General features: G+C 69.7%; 17 protein-coding genes. 7 read left to right on the forward strand and 10 right to left on the reverse strand.

The features are described from left to right. Positions 1-394 precede the first annotated feature (394 nt). Entirely contained in the window at positions 395-1582 is a 1188-nt protein-coding gene (locus ACK1X7_RS16265; RefSeq protein WP_385154131.1) for an HpcH/HpaI aldolase/citrate lyase family protein, read from the reverse strand. 234 nt (positions 1583-1816) lie between these two features. Here ACK1X7_RS16265 and ACK1X7_RS16270 point away from each other — a divergent pair, with 234 nt between their 5' ends. Then, on the forward strand, positions 1817-3109 hold the full coding sequence (locus ACK1X7_RS16270; protein WP_413115240.1) for a TerD family protein: 1293 nt from the start codon (positions 1817-1819) through the stop codon (positions 3107-3109). Here ACK1X7_RS16270 and ACK1X7_RS16275 read toward each other — a convergent pair. The 6 genes from ACK1X7_RS16275 to ACK1X7_RS16300 all read right to left on the reverse strand — a co-directional run bounded on the left by ACK1X7_RS16275 (position 3091) and on the right by ACK1X7_RS16300 (position 7895). Next, positions 3091-3819, reverse strand: a complete 729-nt coding sequence (locus ACK1X7_RS16275; RefSeq protein WP_385154134.1) for a TerD family protein — start codon at positions 3817-3819, stop codon at positions 3091-3093. The two genes, ACK1X7_RS16270 and ACK1X7_RS16275, sit on opposite strands and share 19 nt — an antisense overlap. 197 nt (positions 3820-4016) lie before the next feature. Further along, positions 4017-5219 carry a DUF475 domain-containing protein gene (locus ACK1X7_RS16280; RefSeq protein ID WP_385154126.1) on the reverse strand — a complete coding sequence of 401 codons (1203 nt, stop codon included), beginning with the start codon at positions 5217-5219 and terminating at the stop codon, positions 4017-4019. A 52-nt stretch (positions 5220-5271) separates the two neighbouring features. After that, positions 5272-5847 carry a TerD family protein gene (locus ACK1X7_RS16285; RefSeq protein WP_216346021.1) on the reverse strand — a complete coding sequence of 192 codons (576 nt, stop codon included), beginning with the start codon at positions 5845-5847 and terminating at the stop codon, positions 5272-5274. A 178-nt stretch (positions 5848-6025) separates the two neighbouring features. Beyond that, positions 6026-6601, reverse strand: coding sequence for a TerD family protein (locus ACK1X7_RS16290; RefSeq protein WP_009718272.1), 576 nt, complete (start codon positions 6599-6601; stop codon positions 6026-6028). 100 nt (positions 6602-6701) lie between these two features. Continuing rightward, positions 6702-7160 (reverse strand): peroxiredoxin, encoded by a 459-nt coding sequence (locus tag ACK1X7_RS16295; protein WP_216346020.1) that lies wholly within the window; start codon positions 7158-7160, stop codon positions 6702-6704. A 294-nt stretch (positions 7161-7454) separates the two neighbouring features. Continuing rightward, on the reverse strand, positions 7455-7895 hold the full coding sequence (locus ACK1X7_RS16300; RefSeq protein WP_014060347.1) for a DUF3052 domain-containing protein: 441 nt from the start codon (positions 7893-7895) through the stop codon (positions 7455-7457). Positions 7896-8368: 473 nt separating this feature from the next. On the opposite strand from ACK1X7_RS16300, the gene aceE reads away from it, so the two are divergent. Beyond that, a complete protein-coding gene (gene aceE / locus ACK1X7_RS16305; RefSeq protein WP_361510126.1) occupies positions 8369-11098 on the forward strand; it encodes a pyruvate dehydrogenase (acetyl-transferring), homodimeric type in 2730 nt (909 codons plus the stop codon). A gap of 808 nt (positions 11099-11906) precedes the next feature. Here the strand turns inward: aceE and ACK1X7_RS16310 are convergent. Both ACK1X7_RS16310 and ACK1X7_RS16315 read right to left on the reverse strand, forming a co-directional pair. Continuing rightward, positions 11907-12377 (reverse strand): peptidase inhibitor family I36 protein, encoded by a 471-nt coding sequence (locus ACK1X7_RS16310; protein ID WP_413115241.1) that lies wholly within the window; start codon positions 12375-12377, stop codon positions 11907-11909. Positions 12378-12505: 128 nt separating this feature from the next. Beyond that, positions 12506-14107 (reverse strand): MFS transporter, encoded by a 1602-nt coding sequence (locus ACK1X7_RS16315; protein ID WP_385155728.1) that lies wholly within the window; start codon positions 14105-14107, stop codon positions 12506-12508. A gap of 146 nt (positions 14108-14253) precedes the next feature. Here ACK1X7_RS16315 and ACK1X7_RS16320 point away from each other — a divergent pair, with 146 nt between their 5' ends. The 5 genes from ACK1X7_RS16320 to ACK1X7_RS16340 all read left to right on the forward strand — a co-directional run bounded on the left by ACK1X7_RS16320 (position 14254) and on the right by ACK1X7_RS16340 (position 19364). Further along, a complete protein-coding gene (locus ACK1X7_RS16320; RefSeq protein WP_385155726.1) occupies positions 14254-14901 on the forward strand; it encodes a TetR family transcriptional regulator in 648 nt (215 codons plus the stop codon). A gap of 100 nt (positions 14902-15001) precedes the next feature. After that, a complete protein-coding gene (locus ACK1X7_RS16325) occupies positions 15002-16207 on the forward strand; it encodes an alpha/beta hydrolase (protein ID WP_385155723.1) in 1206 nt (401 codons plus the stop codon). A gap of 86 nt (positions 16208-16293) precedes the next feature. Next, positions 16294-17307: a DUF4429 domain-containing protein gene (locus tag ACK1X7_RS16330; RefSeq protein ID WP_385155720.1), complete on the forward strand. Its 1014-nt coding sequence runs from the start codon at positions 16294-16296 to the stop codon at positions 17305-17307. Then, complete coding sequence (locus ACK1X7_RS16335) at positions 17308-18690, forward strand: sensor histidine kinase (protein ID WP_385155717.1); 1383 nt, start codon at positions 17308-17310, stop codon at positions 18688-18690. Then, on the forward strand, positions 18687-19364 hold the full coding sequence (locus tag ACK1X7_RS16340; protein ID WP_385155714.1) for a response regulator: 678 nt from the start codon (positions 18687-18689) through the stop codon (positions 19362-19364). The genes ACK1X7_RS16335 and ACK1X7_RS16340 overlap by 4 nt, the downstream gene beginning before the upstream one ends. A 197-nt stretch (positions 19365-19561) precedes the next feature. On the opposite strand, the gene ACK1X7_RS16345 is transcribed toward ACK1X7_RS16340, so the two are convergent. Continuing rightward, a complete protein-coding gene (locus ACK1X7_RS16345; protein WP_390794789.1) occupies positions 19562-20809 on the reverse strand; it encodes a helix-turn-helix domain-containing protein in 1248 nt (415 codons plus the stop codon). Positions 20810-20859 lie beyond the last annotated feature (50 nt).

Consider the following 20859-nt stretch of genomic DNA (forward strand, 5'->3'; position numbering starts at 1 on the left):
CGGCCGCTGACGCCCTCGCGGTCCCGACCGTCGTCGTCCCGGCCGCTGAGGCGGCCCCCGCCGCTGACGCCCTCGCCACCCCGACCGTCGCCGTTCCCGCCGCTGACGCCCTCGCCGCCCCGCGCGCCGTCACCGCCATGACCGTCGTCGCCGCCGTCGCGGAGCACCTCACCGTCCCGGCGCACCTCGCCGCCCCGAGACTCCTCGCCGTCCCGGCGCACCTCGCCAGCCCGGCGCGCCTCAGCCCCCCGGCCGCCGTCCAGCCGTACTCCCAGCCGGTCCGCGACCCACTGTCCCGACCACACGTTGCCCACGCTCACGCCGCCCTGCGCCTCGTTTCCATCGTCGCTCGTCCGGGGTCCCCGGGGTCCGTCCCGGGCCCGGTTCGTTCGCTCTACGTCCGCAGGCTCGCCGCCAGCAGTTCCACGAAACTCACATCCTCCCGGGCCACCCCGAAGACCTCCGCGCGCCGCAGGGTCCGCTCGGCCCATGCCCGGTGCGGCTTCACCTCGTTCATTTTGTTGGTGTACGAGGAACGCAGCACACCGCCCCCGTCGCGCTGGGGCTCCAGGATGTCCACCGCGTCGCTGAACTCCTCGTGGCTGACGACGGACAGCGCGTGCACGGGGGCCACATGGGTGGGGTGGATGCAGGTCTTGCCCTGCAATCCGTTGGCGCGGTCCAGCTCGATCTCGCGCAGCAGCCCGTCCATGTGGTGCTCGATCAGCGCGGTGCGCAGGGATTCGGCGCGGCCGCTGCTGAAGGGGCTGATCCGTAGCTGCGGTTTGAACATCCGCTCATGGGGTTTGAAGTACTCCCACACCGGCCCGGTGATCGTGAAGCCCGTGCCGTCGGCCCGCCCCAGCATGTTCACCACGTCCGCGATCACGGACGCGATGAGCTGGACGTCGTACGCGGTCATGTCCGGCGCCCTGCGCAGCCCGTACGCCGAGCAGAGATCGGTGACCCCGAGGCGCAGCGCCAGCACCCGCTCGCGGTACTTGTCGACAATCCGGCTGATGCCGCTCAGGGTGTCGGTGCGCGTCTCGCGGTGCATCAGCTCCGGCGATTCGAGAACCGGCATCGCGAAGAGCCGCCGTCCGCCCAATGCCTCGGCCACCTGGGCGTTTTCGGCCGACATCAGCGCCTCGAGAAAGGCCCCGCCGCGCTCCTCGGTGAACTTCGGCAGTACGAATCCGGACAGCAGCCGCACACCCGCTCCGAACCGGGTGAGAAGATCGACGATCTGCTCGGGGGTGCGGACCCGGATGAAGAGCAGCGGCAGCGGGGTGCCGGGGCCGAGCTCGGACAGCTTCGCGAACTGCCGTATGAGGTTCTCCTCCGCCCCCGGCACCTCGGCGTCGTCTATGGAGTCCTCCAGGCAGAGCACCATGGACACCACGCCGCGACCTGCCTGTTTGACGATGTCCTCGGCGAGCTTGGGCCGGGTCGCGGGGCAGTACAGGGTCGCGCCGAGCGCGACGGCCAGCGTCCGGGCGGGCGAGTCCACGCTGAATTCGCCGGGCTCCTGATGAAAGACGTTCGCCCGCACCTCATCCGGCAGATGTCCGAAATGCCGCATCTAACTCCCCGTACTGCCGGTACGCCGCCTCGGCCACACTGACCCGCGGTTGGCCGATAATCGTACGTGCGGCCCTGGGTCAAAAGTTCCCCAAGGGCGTGAAAATCACGTAACCCATGTGCGTCCGCATGGTGTCCGGCATACCCGCCCTGCCGCCCCGTACCACCTCCCCGCCACCACCCGCCCCGCACCCTGCGTTGTCCCAGGACCCACTGGGAAGGCAGGATTGCCGCCATGACGCAGGCGATGCTGAAGGGATCGAACATCCCGCTGGAGGCCACGGCCATACGCGCGGTGTTGCGCTGGACCCCCGGCACGGACGTACCCGACGTGGACGCCTCGGCGCTGCTGCTGGACGCGGACGACCGGGTGCGCTCGGACGAGGACTTCGTCTTCTACAACCAGCCGAACCACCCCTCGGGGCTGGTCCGGCACCTCCCCAAGAAGCCGAACCAGGGCGCGCTGACGGACACCATCGAGGCCGAGTTCTCCGGGCTGGAGTCCGGGGTGCGCCGGCTGGTGCTCGCCGCGTCCGCCGACGGCGGCACCTTCGGACAGGTGAGGGATCTGAGCCTGCTGCTCTACGACGCCTCGTCCGGTGCGCCGCGCGAGGCGGACGCCGAGCCGATCGCGATCTTCGCGGTGCTGCCGGAGACCGGTAAGGAGGCCGCGCTGATCTGCGGTGAGCTCTACCGGCGCGGCGACACCTGGAAGTTCCGGGCCCTGGGGCAGGGCTATGAGACGGGGCTGGTCGGCCTGGCCACGCAGTACGGGATCTCCGTGGAGGACGGCGAGGCCGCGGGCGGCTCGGACGGCGAGGGAGCCGCGGCCCCGGCCGGGCCGGAAGGCGGTGCCGCTCCAGAGCCCCCGGCCACTCCCACCCCCGCTCCTGCTCCCACCCCCGCTCCCGAGCCGCTGACGCGCCGGCGCTCCGGAGCCGCTGACCGCTCCCGCCCCCGAGCCCCCGGCCACCGCAACACCCGCGACCCCCGCGGCCGCCGCCACTCACGCGCCCCCTGCGGCCCCCGGCACGCCGCCCCCGTCGTCGTCCGACGCACCGACCCGGCCCCACGCCCCGGCCCCGGCCCCGGCCCCGGCGTACGGCTATCCGCACGCGGCGTCGCCCGACCCCTGGGACCCGCACCGCACCCAGCCCATGCAGCCCCCCACGGCACACGGCGACAGCGGCTTCGGCTATGTGCCGCCGCAGGCCCCGCCACCGCCGCCGCAGCAGGCCCCGGCCGCGGGGTATCCGCAGCCGCCCGGCCAGCCCCCGGCGCAGCCCGGCTACGGCTATCCGCCCCAGCAGCAGACGTACGGCTATCCGCAGCCGCCCGCGTACGGCTATCCGCAGCAGGTGCAGCCGACGGGGCCGGTGGCGCCGCCCCCGCTGCCGATCCCCGTCCAGGTGCCGGACCCGCATTTCGTCCTGCCGCCGCAGGGGCCGCAGTTCCAGAACAGATAACTCCGGAACGGATGGGGGGCAGGGCCGCACCCTGCCCCCGCCGTCACACCTTGGACTTGTAGCCCCGGCCCCACTGGAGGCCCCAGCCGTACAGCCGGTCCAGCTCCGCCTGGAAGCCGTAGACGTACTTCACCTCGCGGCGGACCATCATCTCGCCCTTGACGTTCTCGATCAGCACCACGGCGCAGGAGCGGGCCTGCGGGGCCCGCTCGTCGAGCGCGATCTCCACCCGCGGCCCATTGCTCGGATAGAGGGTGACCAGGCCGTGGGTGCGGTCGAAGGCGGGGGTGCCGTCGTAGATGTAGACGAAGACGAGCAGTCGCTTGATGTCGTCCTTGTGGTCCATGTTGACGTAGACCGTCTCGCCGGATCCGGAGCCGAACCGGTCGTCCCCGCTGAGCTTGATGTACGGCGCCTCGTTGAGATTGCCGAAGAACTCGCCGAGCGGCTGCACCACGCCCTTGGCGCCGCTCTTCAGTTCGTACATCACCGCGAGGTCGAGGTCGACATTGACCATCGCGGGCCCCTGCGCCTGCACCGGCTCGGGCTTGAACATCCGCAGGGGGTGGCGCAGCGAGCCGCGCCCCGCCCTGCTGTTGAAGTCCGAGGTGCGCATCTGCCAGGAGAGATTGATCCGCAGATTGCCGCTGGCGGCTCCCTGCTTGGTCAGCGAGATCGTCGATTGCCGCTTGGTCAGCTCGACCACACCGGACGCGTCGCCGCTCTCGAACTCACGCCACGCGGACCGTCCCCAGTTGCTCCAGAACGCCATGGTGCGCACCCCCACCCTTCGTGGCTCCACTGCCTCAAAGCTCAAAGCCGATCAACTGCCGCGGGGCGGCCGGGAGGTCGGAAGACCTCGGCCGCCCCGCTCAGAGCGTTCCTCAAACGCCGCCGCGTCACACTCCCGGAGGTCGGACTCCGGAGGTGACTTCGGCCGGACCCGGACTCCGGACTCAGACTCCGGACTCAGACTCCGGACGTGACTTCCGTCTTGCTCTCCGAGCCCTCGCCTTCGGCCGCCTCCCGGCGGTTGCGCACGACCGAGGACCAGTACGAGGCGCCGATCAGCACCACGCCCACCAGGCCGGTGATGACCTCGTTGATCTCGTACTTGATCGTGACCAGCAGGATCGCGGCGAGCGCGCCGATCGCGTAGTGCGCGCCGTGCTCCAGGTAGACGTAGTCGTCCAGGGTGCCCCTGCGGACCAGGAAGACGGTCAGCGACCGGATGTACATGGCGCCGATGCCCAGACCCAGCGCCATCTCGAAGATGTCGTTGGTGATCGCGAAGGCGCCGATGACCCCGTCGAAGGAGAAGGACGCGTCGATGACCTCGAGGTAGAGGAACAGGAAGAACGCGGCCTTACCGGCGAGGCCGGCCACGGAGGCCCCGCCGGAGCCCCGGCCGCCGCTGCCACCGCTGCCGTTGAGCTGGGCGTTCGCGGCGCTCTTGGTCTCCTCGCCGCTCTCGTCCGCGCCCTTGGCCTCGTCGGCCTCGTCGTCGTCCTCGTCCTCCTCTTCGAGTTTGTCCTCGAAGTAGCTGGAGATGCCGCCGACGATCAAGTAGGTGACCAGACCGGCGACGCCCGCCAGCAGGACGGTGGCGCTCTTGTCACCGCCGCCGTGGGCCACGTCGGTGGCCACGGTGGTGGCGGAGATCAGCAGCACGACCAGCGCGACGACGATCGAGAACGTGTCCAGCCGGCCCAGCTTGGCGAGCGGCTTCTCCAGCCACCCCAGCCACCTGATGTCCCGCTCCTCGAAGATGAAGTCGAGGAAGATCATCAGCAGGAAGATCCCGCCGAAGGCCGCGATCGCCGGATGCGCCGCCGTGACCAGGTGCTCGTACTTGTCCTTGTCGTTGATCGCGAGATCGACGGCCTCGACGGGACTCAGCTTCGCCGTGATGGCGACGATGATCACCGGGAAGACCAGACGCATACCGAAGACGGCGATCAGAATGCCGACCGTCAGGAAGATCTTCTGCCAGAAGGCGTTCATCTTGCGGAGGATGCCCGCGTTGATGACCGCGTTGTCGAATGAGAGCGAGATCTCCAGGATCGAGAGGATCCCGACGATCGCGAGCCCCTTCCACCCCCAGAGGACGCCGGCCAGGGCCAGACCGATCACCGTGACGGCGAACGACCAACCAAAGGTTTTGAGGAGCACTGCCTACCCAATCCTTCGTCGTAAGGTCTCCCCCGCGCGCTATTACGCGGCTTTACGAAACGTTGACTCCGAAGTCTAGAGCGATGCCGCGCAGACCCGACGCGTACCCCTGCCCCACGGCCCTGAACTTCCACTCGCCCCCATAGCGATAGACCTCGCCAAAGATCATCGCGGTCTCGCCCGAGGCGTCCTCGGAGAGGTCGTAGCGGGCCAGCTCCTGGCCGTCCGCCTGGTTCACCACCCGGATGAAGGCGTTGCTGACCTGCCCGAACGTCTGGCGCCTGGCATCGGCGTCATGGATCGAGACCGGGAAGACGATCTTGTCGACCCCGGCCGGGACCTTGACCAGATCGATCAGCAGGGACTCATCGTCCCCCTCGCCCTCACCGGTGAGGTTGTCGCCGGTGTGCTCGACGGAGCCCTCGGGGCTCTTGAGGTTGTTGTAGAAGATGAAGTACTCATCGCCGAGCACCCGCCCCGACTGGCACAGCAGCGCGCTGGCGTCGAGGTCGAACGGCGCTCCGGTGGTGGAGCGCGCGTCCCAGCCCAGGCCGATGAGCACATGTGTGAGATTCGGAGCGGCTTTGGAGAGGGAGACATTGCCCCCCTTGGCGAGTGTGACGCCCATGATGCTGATTCCTCCCCGTGGTGCGTGGGTGATGCGCGTCCGGCGCCGCACCCCTGCCGCTGGGGCGCGGGGGTGCGGCGCCGGAATGGCCTCGCGCGCAGGCCGGATATGGCCTCGCACGGGCCCTGAACAGCCTTGGACGGCCGGTGACGGCCCTCGATGGCGCTCGACAGCTCGCTCAGACGTTGACGCCGAAGTCCTGCGCGATACCGCGCAGGCCCGAGGCGTACCCCTGGCCGATGGCGCGGAACTTCCACTCCGCCCCGTTCCGGTACAGCTCGCCGAAGACCATGGCGGTCTCGGTCGAGGCGTCCTCGGAGAGGTCGTAGCGGGCCAGCTCATTGCCGTCGGCCTGGTTCACCACGCGGATGAAGGCGTTGCGCACCTGGCCGAAGCTCTGCTGCCGGGTCTCGGCGTCGTAGATCGACACCGGGAAGACGATCTTGGCGACATCGGCGGGGACGCCCGCCAGGTTCACCTTGATCTGTTCGTCGTCGCCCTCGCCCTCACCGGTGATGTTGTCACCGGTGTGCTCCACGGAGCCGTCGGGGCTCTTGAGGTTGTTGAAGAAGACGAAGTTCTGGTCGTTGCCGACCTTGCCCTCGGCGTTCGTCAGCAGGGCGCTGGCGTCGAGGTCGAAGTCCGTGCCCGTGGTGGTGCGGGCGTCCCAGCCCAGACCCACGACGACCGCGGTCAGGTTCGGGGCTTCCTTGGTCAGCGAGACATTGCCGCCCTTGCTGAGGCTGACTCCCACGAGTCCTCCCAAAAAGGTTCGTCAGGAGCACTGCGTGCCCCTTCATCAAAGGTTTCCCATCAGGATCAACGCGTCGATCCTAGTGAGCGGTTCCCGGCTACTACAGGGTTTCGAGGGCCTTGACGTAGTCGTTCAGGTCCCGCGCGTCGGGCAGGCCGTTGACGATCGTCCAGCGCACCACGCCCTCCTTGTCGATCACGAAGGTGCCGCGCACCGCGCAGCCCTTGTCCTCGTCGAAGACGCCGTAGGCGCGGCTGGTCTCGCCGTGCGGCCAGAAGTCCGACAGCAGGGGGTACTCCAGCCCCTCCTGCTCGGCGAAGACCCGCAGGCTGAAGGGCGAGTCATTGGAGACCGCCAGCAACTGGACCTCGTCGTTGACGAACGTCGGCAGCTCGTCGCGGAGCGCGCACAGCTCGCCGGTGCAGACGCCGGTGAAGGCGAACGGGTAGAAGAGCAGCACGACGTTCTTCTCGCCCCGGAAGTCGGCGAGCCTGACCGACTCGCCGTGCTGGTTCTTGAGCTGAAAGTCGGGGGCCTTCGCACCGACCTCTATCGCCATGGGGACATCCCTTCGCTCACGTCCGGAAGATCACGTTCGAATGATCATGTGGTGCGCGTCCAGCCTAGGCCCTGTCCGGGCGGTCTTCGAGGATCAGCCCGCGGCGTCGGATGCGGTCCATCGCAAGGCGGAGGATCGCCCTCGTGCTGGGCGCACTCGGGCGACTCCGACAACGCGGCGAGGGCCGTAGCTGGCGTCGCGGGCCCTCGAAGACCGCCCGGACAGGGCCTGCCGTGCAGAGCCCCCCTCCGAAAGGGCACGGAGGGGGGCTCTGAGGTGTGGATCCGCCGAGTCTCAGCGCTTGCCGCTACGAGCGGCCTTCGGCGTGACCAGACGGCTGCCCGTCCAGTCCTTGCCCGCGTTGAAGCTCTTGGTCTGGGACAGGCCCGCGGTGGTCGCGGCCTCATTGATATCGCTCGGCTCGACATAGCCGTCACGGCCGGTCTTGGGCGTCAGCAGCCAGACCGGTGCGCCGTCGTCGATCATCTGGATGGCGTCCACCAGCGCGTCCGTCAGATCGCCGTCGTCCTCTCGGAACCACAGCACAACGGCATCGGCCACATCGTCGTACTCCTCGTCGACGAGCTCCTGGCCGGTGATCTCCTCGATGGACTCGCGGAGCTCCTGGTCGACATCGTCGTCGTAGCCGATCTCCTGGACCACCTGTTCGGGCTGAAAACCCAGCCTCGCGGCAGGGTTGGTCCGCTCCTCCGCGTGGTCCGCGGTCGCGCTCACGGATTGCCTCCTGTCATCTTGCATTCACTCTTCGAGTCTGTGGGGGCCCCGCGCGCGTACGCGAGGGCTTGGGCGTAGTCCACACGGGCCGGGCGGATCGCGCAAGTACCCGGCCAGCGATCCCGCCCAAACGTTGACGTGTCGCCGCAACTCCCATCATGGAGGAACGACACGCAACGGCGCGCGGCCGACCGGATTGCCCGAGGATGTCCGGCTTACGTGTGTGTCTAGCCACCTTACGCCGCCCCGGCGCCGAACGGCCGTACGCAGACGACCCCGGTCGTGGGCGTAAGGTTGCGATTCGGCCGTCGCACGCCGAACGGCCGCCGGAGCGCCCGTCTCACCTGGTGATGGTTACCACTCGGTAGAGGTGACGTATCCCGTACCCGAGGTACACGATGGACAACGGCGCTACAGCAGCAGAGCACGAATCCATGTGCGTGCACAGCACGACCGAAAAGCGAAGGAATAGCGTGGCTTCCGGATCCGATCGCAACCCGATCATCATTGGCGGCCTTCCCAGCCAGGTCCCGGACTTCGATCCCGAAGAGACCCAGGAATGGCTCGACTCGCTCGACGCAGCCGTCGATGAGCGAGGCCGGGAACGTGCCCGCTACCTGATGCTTCGCCTGATCGAGCGCGCCCGCGAGAAGCGTGTCGCCGTGCCCGAGATGCGCAGCACGGACTACGTCAACACCATCGCCACCAAGAGCGAGCCGTTCTTCCCCGGCAACGAGGAGATCGAGCGCAAGGTCCTCAACGCGACCCGCTGGAACGCGGCGGTGATGGTCTCCCGGGCGCAGCGTCCGGGGATCGGGGTCGGTGGCCACATCGCCACCTTCGCCTCCTCCGCCTCGCTGTACGACGTGGGCTTCAACCACTTCTTCCGCGGCAAGGACCACGACAGTGGCGACCAGATCTTCTTCCAGGGCCATGCCTCTCCCGGCATCTACGCCCGGGCCTTCCTGCTGGACCGCCTGACCGAGGACCACCTGGACGGGTTCCGTCAGGAGAAGTCCAAGCTCGGTCACGCGCTGTCCAGCTATCCGCACCCGCGGTCGATGCCGGACTTCTGGGAGTTCCCCACGGTCTCCATGGGCCTGGGCCCGCTCGGCGCGATCTTCCAGGCGCGGATGAACCGCTATATGGAGGCGCGCGGCGTCGCCGACACCTCCAACTCCCACGTCTGGGCGTTCCTGGGCGACGGCGAGATGGACGAGCCGGAGTCGCTCGGCCAGCTCTCCCTGGCCGCGCGTGAGGGCCTGGACAACCTGACCTTCGTGGTCAACTGCAACCTCCAGCGGCTCGACGGCCCGGTGCGCGGCAACGGCAAGATCATCCAGGAGCTGGAGTCGCAGTTCCGCGGCGCCGGCTGGAATGTGATCAAGCTGGTGTGGGACCGCACCTGGGACCCGCTGCTGGCGCAGGACCGGGACGGGATCCTGGTCAACAAGCTGAACACCACCCCGGACGGTCAGTTCCAGACGTACGCGACCGAGACCGGTGGCTACATCCGGGACCACTTCTTCGGCGACGACCAGCGGCTGCGCAAGATGGTCGAGGGCATGACCGACGACCAGATCCTGCACCTGGGCCGCGGCGGTCACGACCACAAGAAGATCTACGCGGCGTATGCGGCGGCCAAGGCCCACAAGGGCCAGCCGACGGTGATCCTCGCGCAGACCGTCAAGGGCTGGACCCTCGGCCCGAACTTCGAGGGCCGCAACGCGACCCACCAGATGAAGAAGCTGACGGTCGACGACCTCAAGCGCTTCCGCGACCGGCTGCACCTGCCGATCCCGGACCAGGAGCTGGAGTCCGGCCTGCCGCCGTACTACCACCCGGGCCGGGACTCGGAGGAGATCCAGTACATGCACGACCGCCGCAAGGCGCTGGGCGGCTACGCGCCGACCCGTGTCGTGCGCGCCAAGCCGCTCCAGTTGCCGGGCGACAAGACCTACGCCGCGCTCAAGAAGGGCACCGGCCAGCAGCAGATCGCCACCACCATGGCGTTTGTGCGGCTGCTGAAGGACCTGATGCGGGACAAGGAGATCGGCAAGCGGTTCGTGCCGATCGCGCCCGACGAGTACCGCACCTTCGGCATGGACTCGCTCTTCCCCTCGGCGAAGATCTACTCCCCGCTGGGCCAGACCTACGAGTCGGTCGACCGTGAGCTGCTGCTGGCCTACAAGGAGTCGCCGACCGGGCAGATGCTGCACGACGGCATCTCCGAGGCGGGCTGTACGGCCTCGCTGATCGCGGCGGGCTCCGCGTACGCCACGCATGGCGAGCCGCTGATCCCGGTCTACGTCTTCTACTCGATGTTCGGCTTCCAGCGCACCGGTGACCAGTTCTGGCAGATGGCCGACCAGCTTGCGCGCGGGTTCGTCCTGGGCGCGACCGCCGGTCGTACGACCCTGACCGGTGAGGGTCTCCAGCACGCGGACGGCCACTCCCAGTTGCTGGCCTCGACCAACCCGGCGGTCGTCGCGTACGACCCGGCGTACGGCTTCGAGATCGCCCATATCGTCCAGGACGGTCTGCGCCGGATGTACGGCGAGAACAGTGAGGACGTCTTCTACTACCTCACCGTCTACAACGAGCCGATCAAGCACCCCGCCGAGCCGGAGAACGTGGACCGCGAGGGCATCCTCAAGGGCCTCTACCGCTACCGGCAGGGCGAGCAGGGCGCCATCCCGGCGCAGATCCTCGCCTCCGGTGTCGCGGTGCCGTGGGCCATCGAGGCCCAGCGCATCCTCGCCGAGGACTGGAACGTCAAGGCGGACGTCTGGTCGGCCACCTCCTGGAACGAGCTGCGCCGCGACGCCGTCGAGACGGAGGAGCACAACCTGCTCCACCCGGAGGAGGAGCAGCGCGTCCCGTACGTCACCCGCAAGCTGGCGGACGCGGAGGGCCCGAAGGTGGCCGTCTCCGACTGGATGCGCGCGGTTCCCGACCAGATCGCGCGCTGGGTCCCCGGCACGTACCAGTCCCTGGGCGCGGACGGCTTCGGCTTCGCCGACACCCGCGGCGCGGCCCGGCGCTTCTTCCACATCGACGCCGAGTCGATCGTGCTCGGCGTGCTGACGGAACTGGCCCGCGACGGCAAGATCGACCGCTCCGCCCTGAAGCAGGCGATCGACCGCTACCAGCTCCTGGACGTGGCCGCGGCGGATCCGGGCCCGGCGGGCGGCGACGCGTAGCCGTCTGCGACGGCGGATAGCCGTCTGCGACGGCGGATAGCCGTGACGCGCAACCGTCTACGACGGCGGGGAGCCGTGACGCGCAACCGTCTACGACGGCGGGGAGCCGTGACGCGCAACCGTCTACGACGGCGGATAGCCGTGACGCGGTAACCGTCCACGACGGCGGCGACCCCGACGCGCAAGCCATCTGCGACGGCGGCGACCCCGACGCGGGGGCGGGCTGGATTCCCAGCCCGCCCCCGCGTTTTCGTGTGCCTCGGGGCCCTGTCTGCCCTGGGCTCCGCCCCGAGCGGACGGGCGGTTGATTGCGGGGGCGACGCCCCCGCCCGGCCCCAGGGGCTCCGCCCCGCACCCCCGCACCCTCGGCCCCAGGGGCCTCGCCCCCGCCCCGACCCGGGCGCCGGGCCTGCCGCTTCGGCCGGGCCCGGGGGCGGCGGAGCCGACCGGAGCAGCCGCCCCGCGGATAGCGGTGGGACCACCCGCCACCGTCCGAGAAGCGCGTGAGCACACGCCCGCAAGGGCCCCGGGGTCCAGGGGCGGAGCCTCCGGTTCGGGAAGGGGCGGGTAGGGGAAACACCCACACCCCGGACCGACCACGACCACCCGACCGGTGCCAGGCGAGACCGCGCAGCCGCACCCGATCGCGGCCCGCCCCACAGACGGGCGGCCGGACCACCCATCACCCTCCGAAAGGCGCCTGAGCACACACCCACAGGACGCCCGGGGTCCAGGGGCGGAGCCCCCGGTTCGGGAAGGGGCGGGTAGGGGAAACACCCAGGCACCGGTCGGCGCGCGTGGTGTCGGGTCAGCGTTCCCAGATCTTGAAGGCCCGTACCTGGTACGGGGTTTCGGGGGCCCAGGAGCCCGTGGGGTAGGTGCGGAACTCGGCTGTCTCGGCGCACTCCCCGCTCTGATACGCCGTCACCGGACGGCCCGTCCGGTTCGCCAGCGAGGCCGCGCTCGTGCCGGACGGCAGGGGGACACAGCTTTCGATGTCGACACCGGCCAGTTCATGGGTCTGGCGGGCCCCCGTGAAGCCGCCGCTCCGCCACAGGCAGAGCTGACCGGCGGCGCAGTTCCCCAGCCGCGGTGGCGCGACGGCGGCCCGCGCCGACGTGGCCGACGTGGCCGACGTGGCCGACGTGGCCGACGTGGCCGACGTGGCCGACGTGGCCGACGTGGCCGTCGCCGCCGAGGCAGGGGTGGCGGCGACAGTCGCCGTGAGGGCCGCCGTGAGGGCCAGAGCCGAGACGGCGGTCTTGATGATCTTGCGCATTGCGCTTCACTCCCCGTGTCGAAAAACAGGTGGAAAGAACAGAACGGGAGCCAGCGTGTCCGCCAACTCCCGTTCGCCACCATGGGGTCGATCAAGGTCCACCCTGATAGGGGGTTGACCACGAGGGGTCAGATGTGAACGCTCCCGCCGGCCGCCTCCGCGTTCTCGCCGCGCTTGGTGAAGCTCGCGACCAGCGCCGCGACCACCGAGACGACAGCGGCCACCGTGAAGGCGAGCCCCATCCCTGACACGAAGGTGTCATGCGCGACGGCCGTGATCTTCCCCGCGATCTCCGGCGGAGTGCCCTTGGCAACCGGCGCGATGCCGACCTCGACGGCGTCCGACGCCTTGGACTCCGCGCCCTCGGGCATCGGCGGCAGCCCCGCGTCGGCCCACTTCTGCGGCAGCGTGTTGTCCACCCTGCCCGCCATGACCGCGCCCAGAACGGCCGTACCGAGGCTGCCGCCGACCTGCATCGCGGCCTGCTGGAGGCCGCCGGCCACACCGGCGTGCTGGATCGGGGCGTTGCCGACGATGACCTCGGTGGCGCCGACCATCACCGGGCCGAGGCCGAGGCCGAGCAGGGCGAACCAGATGGACATCTCGAGGCCGCCGCTGTTCACGTCCAGCCGGGAGAGGCCGAACATCGAGACGGCGGTGATCACCATGGAGCTCACCAGCGGCATCCGCGGCCCGAACTTGGTGATCAGCGCACCGGCCAGCGGCGAGGCGACGATCATCATCGCGGTGAGCGGCAGCAGCCGCAGCCCGCTGTCGACGGGGCTCAGCCCGTGCACGTTCTGAAGGTAGAAGGTGACGAAGAACAACCCGCCCATGAAGCCGAAGGCCATCAGCACCATCAGCACGGTGCCCGCGCTCAGCGCCACCGAACGGAACATGCTCAGCGGCAGCAGCGGCTCCCGCGTCCGGCTCTCCCAGAAGACGAAGACGGCGAAGCAGACCACCGCGAGGCCCAGGAAGAGCAGCGTGCGCTGGTCGGTCCAGTGCCAGTCGGCGGCGTTGATCAGCGCCCAGATGAGGCAGAACATCGCACCGGAGAGCAGCACGATGCCGGGGAGGTCGAAGGAGCGCGGGGCCTTCTCGGCGCGGTGGTCGACCAGCAGCAGCAGGCCGAGGACCAGCGCCAGCACGCCGACGGGCGCGTTGATGAAGAAGACCGACTGCCAGTTGACATGCTCGACGAGCAGTCCGCCGACGATGGGGCCGGCGGCGGTGGAGGCGCCGATGACCGCGCCCCAGATGCCGATCGCCATGTTGAGCTTCTCGGCGGGGAAGGTGGCGCGCAGCAGCCCGAGCGCCGCGGGCATCAGCAGCGCGCCGCACAGGCCCTGGAGCACCCGGAACACCACGACGAGGGACACCTCGCCGGAGAAGCCGATGGCGGCCGAGGAGATGGCGAAGCCGATGACGCCGATCAGGAAGGTCTGGCGGTGGCCGAAGCGGTCACCCAGCTTGCCCGCCGTGATCAGCGCGACGGCGAGGGCCAGCAGATAGCCGTTGGTGATCCACTGGACATCGGCGAGCGAGGCGCCGAGGTCCTTCTGGATGGCCGGGTTGGCGATGGCGACGATCGTGCCGTCGAGGGCGACCATCGTCACGCCGAGGGCGACGGTGAGGAGCGTCAGCCATGGATGACCCCGAAGCCCCTTGGGGGCCTCGGTTATGGGAGGTTCCGGCGCCGAATCGGCGACGGCGGTCGAAGAGGTCATGACCGGACACTAATGTCAGCGTCTGACAATTGACAAACCGATTCATCCGCCGGTAACTGACGTTTCCGTCACAGGTATTCTGAGCAGCCGCAACGCGGCCCCCGAGCCGACAGAAAGCGAGCCGATAGGTGACAACGGACGAGGCAGTGGCGGACCAGAAGACGCCACCACCGCCCGGGCTGCGCGAGCGCAAGAAGCAGCGGACGCGGAACGCCCTGGTGCGCTCCGCGCTGGAGTTGTTCACCCGTCAGGGATACGAGCACACGACGGTCGACGAGATCGCCGAGGCGGTCGAGGTCTCCCAGCGCACCTTCTTCCGGTACTTCGCCAACAAGGAGGAGGTCGCCTTCGCCAGCCAGGAGTCGGCCGAGTGCCACTTCTTCGCCGCCCTGTGCGGGCGCCCCGCGGACGAGGCGCCGCTGGCCGCGCTGCGCGGCGCGGTGCTCGACGCCTGGGGGAGCATCGGGGAGGCGATCGAGCAGATGGTGCCGCCGGAGCTCCATATGCGGATGTACCGGGTGATCGAGTCGACGCCGAGCCTGCTGGCCGTCCATCTGCGCCGCACCGCCGAGATGGAGGAGCGGCTGGCGAGCGAGATCGCCCGCCGCGAGGGGCTGGACATCGACGCCGACCCCCGGCCGCGGCTGGTGGTCGCGATGTTCAGCGGAGTGATCCGGGTGTCCGGGAAGCTATGGGGCGAGGGCGAGGAGGACAGCATGGTCACTTTGCGAGACCTCACCGCGTTCCATCTTGATTACGTGGGCCCCACCCTCGCCGAACAGTGGGATAAATAGCATCAATTCCGACATAGCTCCCAGGAATTCCCGTTGTCAAACGTGAGATGAATCACGGCATTTGGCACCTGGCACCGCGCTTCTCCTAGGGTGTGCCGCGGTGACTTCCTTCTCGGAGCTCGGCTCCCCCTCCCCCGGTTCCACCGCTTGGCGCGCCCTGCTCGCGCTGGCGGTGGTGTTCGTTCTCCTCGCCACCACCGGGTGGACGGCCGTACGGAGCCACCGAGGAGCCCCGGACGCGCTCTCCGCGTCGATCAGCGCCTGGCGCCATGGATCGCTCGGCGGCCGCGCGCTGCCCGATCCGTACGGCTCGCCGCGCGCCCTCGGCCGCTGGTTCGACTCGCTCACCAAGGCCCAGACCGACCGCCTGGTGCGGCGCTATCCGCTGGCCGTGGGCAATCTCAACGGCGCGCCGGTGGACCTGCGGTTCCGGGCCAACCGCGTCGCCCTGACCCAGGCGCGCAGCGATGAGCGCAAGCGGATGCACGACGCCCGGCTCACCCCGATGGGCCGCTCGGACGCGACCCGCCGGATGAACCGCTACCAGGACCTGCTGGGCCCGGGGCGGCAGATCCTCTCCTTCGATCCGTCGGGCGCCGGACGGGCCGCCGAGGTCTTCGGCGACCTCGCCCACGCCAACCGGGTCTCGATCGTGGTGCCGGGTGTGGACACCGACATCCTGACCTTCCAGAAGTCCGGGCGCCCGTACACCGCCACGGTCGGGATGGCCCGCGCGCTCTACGAGAACGAGCGGGCCGACGCCCCGGACGCCAAGACCGCCGTCATCGCCTGGGCCGACTACACCTCCCCCGCCGGGATCGGCATGGACGCGGCCACCGGCAAGCTGGCCGCCCAGGGCGCGGTGCGGCTGCGCGCACTGGTCGACGCGCTGCCCGCGCTCTCCCGGGTCTCGCTGATGTGCCACAGCTACGGCTCGGTGGTGTGCGGGGTCGCCGCCCGCGATCTGCCGCCCAAGGTCACCGATATCGCGGTGGCCGGCAGCCCCGGGATGCGCGCCGACCACGTCTCCGACCTGGGGACCAGCGCCCGGGTGTGGGCGATGCGCGACTCCGGCGACTGGATCGGGGACATTCCGCATCTGGAGGTCGGCGGGCTCGGCCATGGCGCGGACCCGGTCTCCTCGGGCTTCGGCGCCCGGCTGCTCTCCGCGGACGGGGCGGATGGACACGCCGGATACTTCGAACCGGGCACGACCAGCCTGGACAACTTCGCCCGGGTGGGAATCGGCGCCGTCCAGTCCGTGAGCTGCGGCAACGGCGACGACTGCACCGCGGGGCTACGCTGACGGCCGGCGCAAACACCGGAAACTCTAGTGACGCGCGTAGCCTCAGAGGGGGGACGGGCGGGCCGCCGCCGCATACGATGAGCCGCATGGGTGATGTACTGGCCGGTTTTCAGACCGTCTGGGAGTTCGACACCGACTCCATGCTCATCCGCTTCGAACGGGGGATCCGCACGCCGAAGCTGCTCCAGGCGCTCGGCGAACGCCGCATCCCCTTCGAGGCGCTGTCCGGAGTGGAGCTGGCTGTCGGCAAACGGGGAACGGTGGTGCTGCGCGCCGTGCCAAGACCAGGCGCCGACCCCCTGATGGACGCCGCCGACGGCCAGCTCAAGGAGGCGTACGACCCGTACCGCCTGGTGCTGCCGGCCGAGCGGGAGACGCTCGCGGACTACTACGCCGAGCGGATACGCGAGTCCCTCTGCCCGGACGCGGACATCCCCGCCGAGACGCATCTGGTGGCCGTGCCCCCGGCGCCGCTGTCCTTCAAGGCGTACGACGGCAAGGCGTCCTTCGACGGCAAGGCGATCTCCTTCCGCTGGTTCTGGACCGGCGCCTCCTCGGAGAAGTGGAAGGTCGGGGACCAGCGGTTCCGGATCGACGAGCTGACCGGTGTGGAGTGGCGGTCCCCGGAGAGCCGGGGCTCGGCGGGCACCGCCCCCAAGGAGGGCTCCGTCAAAGGCGCTTCGGCCAAGGGCAGTTCCACCAAAGGCGGTTCCGCCAAGGACGGCACGGCCAGGAACGGCACCGGCAAGGCCGCCCCCAAGGGCGGTGGCCACGGCTATCTGCGGCTGCTGCGGCGCTCCGCCGAGGACGAGCCCGCCGGCCGCCCCGACCAGGACCCGGCGGCCGTCGTGTTCGGGATGGGCTACGGCCTCGTCCACCAGTCGCTGCCGTTCGCCGCGGCCGTCCTGGAGGCGATACGGGCCTCCTCCCCGGTCCCGTGCACCGAGGGCGCCCCGAGCCCGAACCGGGCCGCCGCCCCGCGCCGCGACCCCGCGGACATCGCCGAGCGCATCCGTCATCTGGGCGAGCTGCACACGGCCGGGCTGCTGACCGACGACGAGTTCAGCGCGAAGAAGGCCGAGCTGCTGGCGGAGCTGTAAGTGTCCGGTCCCTCCTCCGGCCCGGCCGCCGGCCCGGCGTCCGGCGCCGCCTCCTCCACGGCCGCCTCCTCCACCGCGCACGAGAGCCTGCCCAAGGCCGCCCGGCGGCAGGCGGGCGGCCTCGCCCGGGCCCTGGTCACCCCCAGCTATCCGGCGACACCGCTGTTCGCCCAGTCGCCCCGGCGCTGGCTGCGCCGGGTGCCGTACGGCGTGGCGATGATCCTCACCACGATCCTGGTCCCCACTTCCGCCCAGGTCCTCTCGGGCGACTACGGGGTGGGCGGCGGCGTGGCCACGCTGATCGCCATCGTCCAGACCACCCCGCTGCTGCTGTCCGTCACCCGTCCCCTCCAGGCGTGGTGGATCGTCTTCCTCTCCGACATCGTCTGCGCCTTCGTGGTGCTCGGCACCGCCGACCACCTGGAGAACCGGGTGTGGCCCTGGCTGCCGGGCCCCATCATCGGCTATCTCTTCCTGCTGCTGGCCCTCGCGCTGCGCGAACCGCGCCGCACCCTGGTGGCGGTGTGGCTGGTCACCGGCACCGCCGGACTGTCGCTCGGCATGGCCTTCCCGGACAAGAGCAACGGCAGCAATGTGGTGCTGTTCGTGCTCGGCGGAGTGGTGCTGCTGGTCGCCGGGGCGCTGCGGGAGCGCGGCGACGCCCAGCGGCGGCTGGCCGAGCAGGAGACGATCAGCGAGGCCGAACGGGCCCATCGCACCCTGCTGGAGGAGCGCACCCGGATCGCCCGCGAGCTGCACGACGTGGTCGCCCACCATATGTCCGTGATCACCGTGCAGGCCGACAGCGCCCCGTACCGGATCGGTGGTCTGCCGGCCGAGGCGGAGCGGGAGTTCTCCACCATCGCCGCCACCGCCCGGGAGTCCCTCGCCGAAATGCGGCGGCTGCTGGGCGTGTTGCGCAGCGAGGAGACCCGCGGCGAGCGGGCGCCGCAGCCGGGGCTGCGGCAGGTGCCGCAACTGGTCGAGGCGACGGTACGGGCCGGTATACCGACCACGCTGACCATCGCGGACGAGGTGGCCGAGCTCGAACCGCTGCCGCAGGCCGTCGGGCTGTCCGCGTACCGCATCGTGCAGGAGGCGCTGGCCAACGTGGTGCGGCACGCACCGGGTGCCGCCACCCGGGTGGCCATCTCGGCGGCCGAGGACCGCTCGGCGCTGACCCTGCTGGTGGTCAACGGCCCGCCGGTCAGCGCGCCCACCAAGCCCCTGGAGACCAGCGGCACCGGCCATGGCCTCGTCGGCATGGTCGAGCGCGTACGGCTCGTCGGCGGCATGCTCGACACCGGCCCGCTTCCCGACGGCGGCTTCCGCGTCGCGGCCCGGCTCCCCCTGGTAGACCTCGAAGAGACGGACCCGTCATGACCATCAAGGTGATCATCGTCGACGACCAGGCGATGGTGCGGGCCGGGTTCGCCGCCCTGCTCGCCGCGCAGAGCGATATCGACGTCGTCGGCGAGGCGCCGGACGGGCGGGAGGGTGTGGAGGTCAGCCGCCGGGCCCACCCCGATGTGGTGCTGATGGACGTCCGGATGCCCGAGATGGACGGGCTCGAGGCGGCCCGGCGGTTGCTGGACCCGCCGCGCGGGGTCATCCACCGGCCCAAGGTCCTGATGCTCACCACCTTCGATGTGGACGACTACGTCTACGAGGCGCTGCGCGCCGGGGCCAGCGGTTTTCTGCTCAAGGACGCCCCGCCGGCCGATCTGATCTCCGCGGTCCGGGTGGTGGCGGCGGGCGAGGCGCTGCTCGCCCCGTCCGTCACCCGCCGGCTGATCGCCGACTTCGCCCGCCAGCGCCCGGCCCCGCGCCGCGACGGCCCGTCCGCCCGGCGCAGCGGGCTGACGCCGCGTGAGACCGAGGTGCTGGAGCTGATCGCGCGGGGTCTGTCCAACCAGGAGATCGCCGAGTCACTGGTGCTCGCGGAGCAGACCGTGAAGACGCATATCGGCCGGGTGCTGGCCAAGCTGGGCCTGCGCGACCGCGCCCAGGCAGTGATCTTCGCTTATGAATCGGGCCTGGTGACGCCCGGTCAGTGACCCGGGCCGGGCCGCGACCCCCTACTGGGGGTACGGGGTTAAGTGATGGGCCTCCCTGTCTGACCCACCCTGTAACCGTCCACGCACGGACGGCCACCATGACTGGCTGTGACAACGGCCACCCTCTGTGGTGTGACGGAGGGTGGCCGTTGTTGCAGCCGCTGAATCAGTTAGCCGTTCGTGGAACTGGCCATTCTTCAGTCGTACTCGCGAAGCATTGCGATGGTCTGTTGACTCTCTTTCGCCCCTCGGCGCAGCAGCACAGCGGCCATGGCGTGCAACTCGTTCCACGAATGTGGGCGGCCGACAGCGGCAGCGTCGGGGATGCTCGCCATAGCCACAGAGGCGGCTTGAGTTGACTCACCCATCTCAGCAAGCGCATGTGCGAGACAGGAGCGATACCAGGTCTTGTCACGGCGGTACTCGTCTGGCAACGCGTCGAGCCCAACCGTGATGTGTTCGACGGCAGTTCGCCAGTCACGCAGATGCATAGCCGCCATGCCGCGTTGCAGGGTGAACCATGTTTCGTCGTAGAAGTACATCCACACGGGCTCATCCTCGGGATGCTCGGACGCCTGGCTAATGAGCCCCTGTGCCTCATCCAGCATGCGGCGGGCGCTGTCAGCCTCACCGTCGAGGGCGTACCCCCTTGCAGCCATCTGAGCGGCCATACCTTGCACACCCAGCGATGTGCCCGGGGCCGACCAGCGGGCAGCCTCAGCGAGTCGTACGCACCGGCCGCCGCGCCCGCCTGACCACGCCATGTGCGCCTTCATGCTGAGCGTCGTGGCGGCCATATTGGCGTCTCCAGCTTCCAACGCCCATTCGTGTGAGCGGTCGTACCAGGCGAGAGCAGCGGCTGTCTCTGCCTGATCCTGTGCCATCCATGCCAGGAATTGCGCGTGTTCGGAAGCCAGCCGGACCACACGGTTGACGAGGGGGCCGCGTGCGCCTGAGTACATGTCGACGACCGTGCGGAGTTGCTGGCGCATCACGTCGACAAGCGGCCGGGCCCCAATTCGGTCTTCGGCTCGGCGGTGTGTGGCAAGCAACCCATCAAGCCAATCCAGGGTGGGAGCGTCCACGCGGTGAGCGGAGTCAACCACGCTCGTCACACGAGCCAATAGGTCTTCGTCGGGAGCGGGGCCGGATAGCGTCAGGCTCGCGACGGGGGCTCTGCTGGTGGTGGCGGCTGCCGTTTGGAGACGGGAGGGTATGCCCAGCCCCTCCACGATGCGTTGTCGAACCTCTACGGAGGTCACCTGACGACGCCCGCGTTCGATATCCGACACGTCAGGCTGGACCAGCCCGACGCGTTCCCCGAGCCTCGATTGGCTGAGGCCGGTGAGCTTCCGATACGCGCGAAAGACAGCGCCCCAATCTTCGCTGAGGACGGCTGCCGCTAGTTGCGGATGGGACCAGAGGGCCCCGGGATCGTCTCCCATGTCTCAAATATAGGGCTGCCCTATAGGACCGTGGGATGGACTCAACCGAT

Source organism: Streptomyces sp. CY-1 (genome assembly GCF_047218265.1).
Classification (GTDB): domain Bacteria; phylum Actinomycetota; class Actinomycetes; order Streptomycetales; family Streptomycetaceae; genus Streptomyces; species Streptomyces niphimycinicus.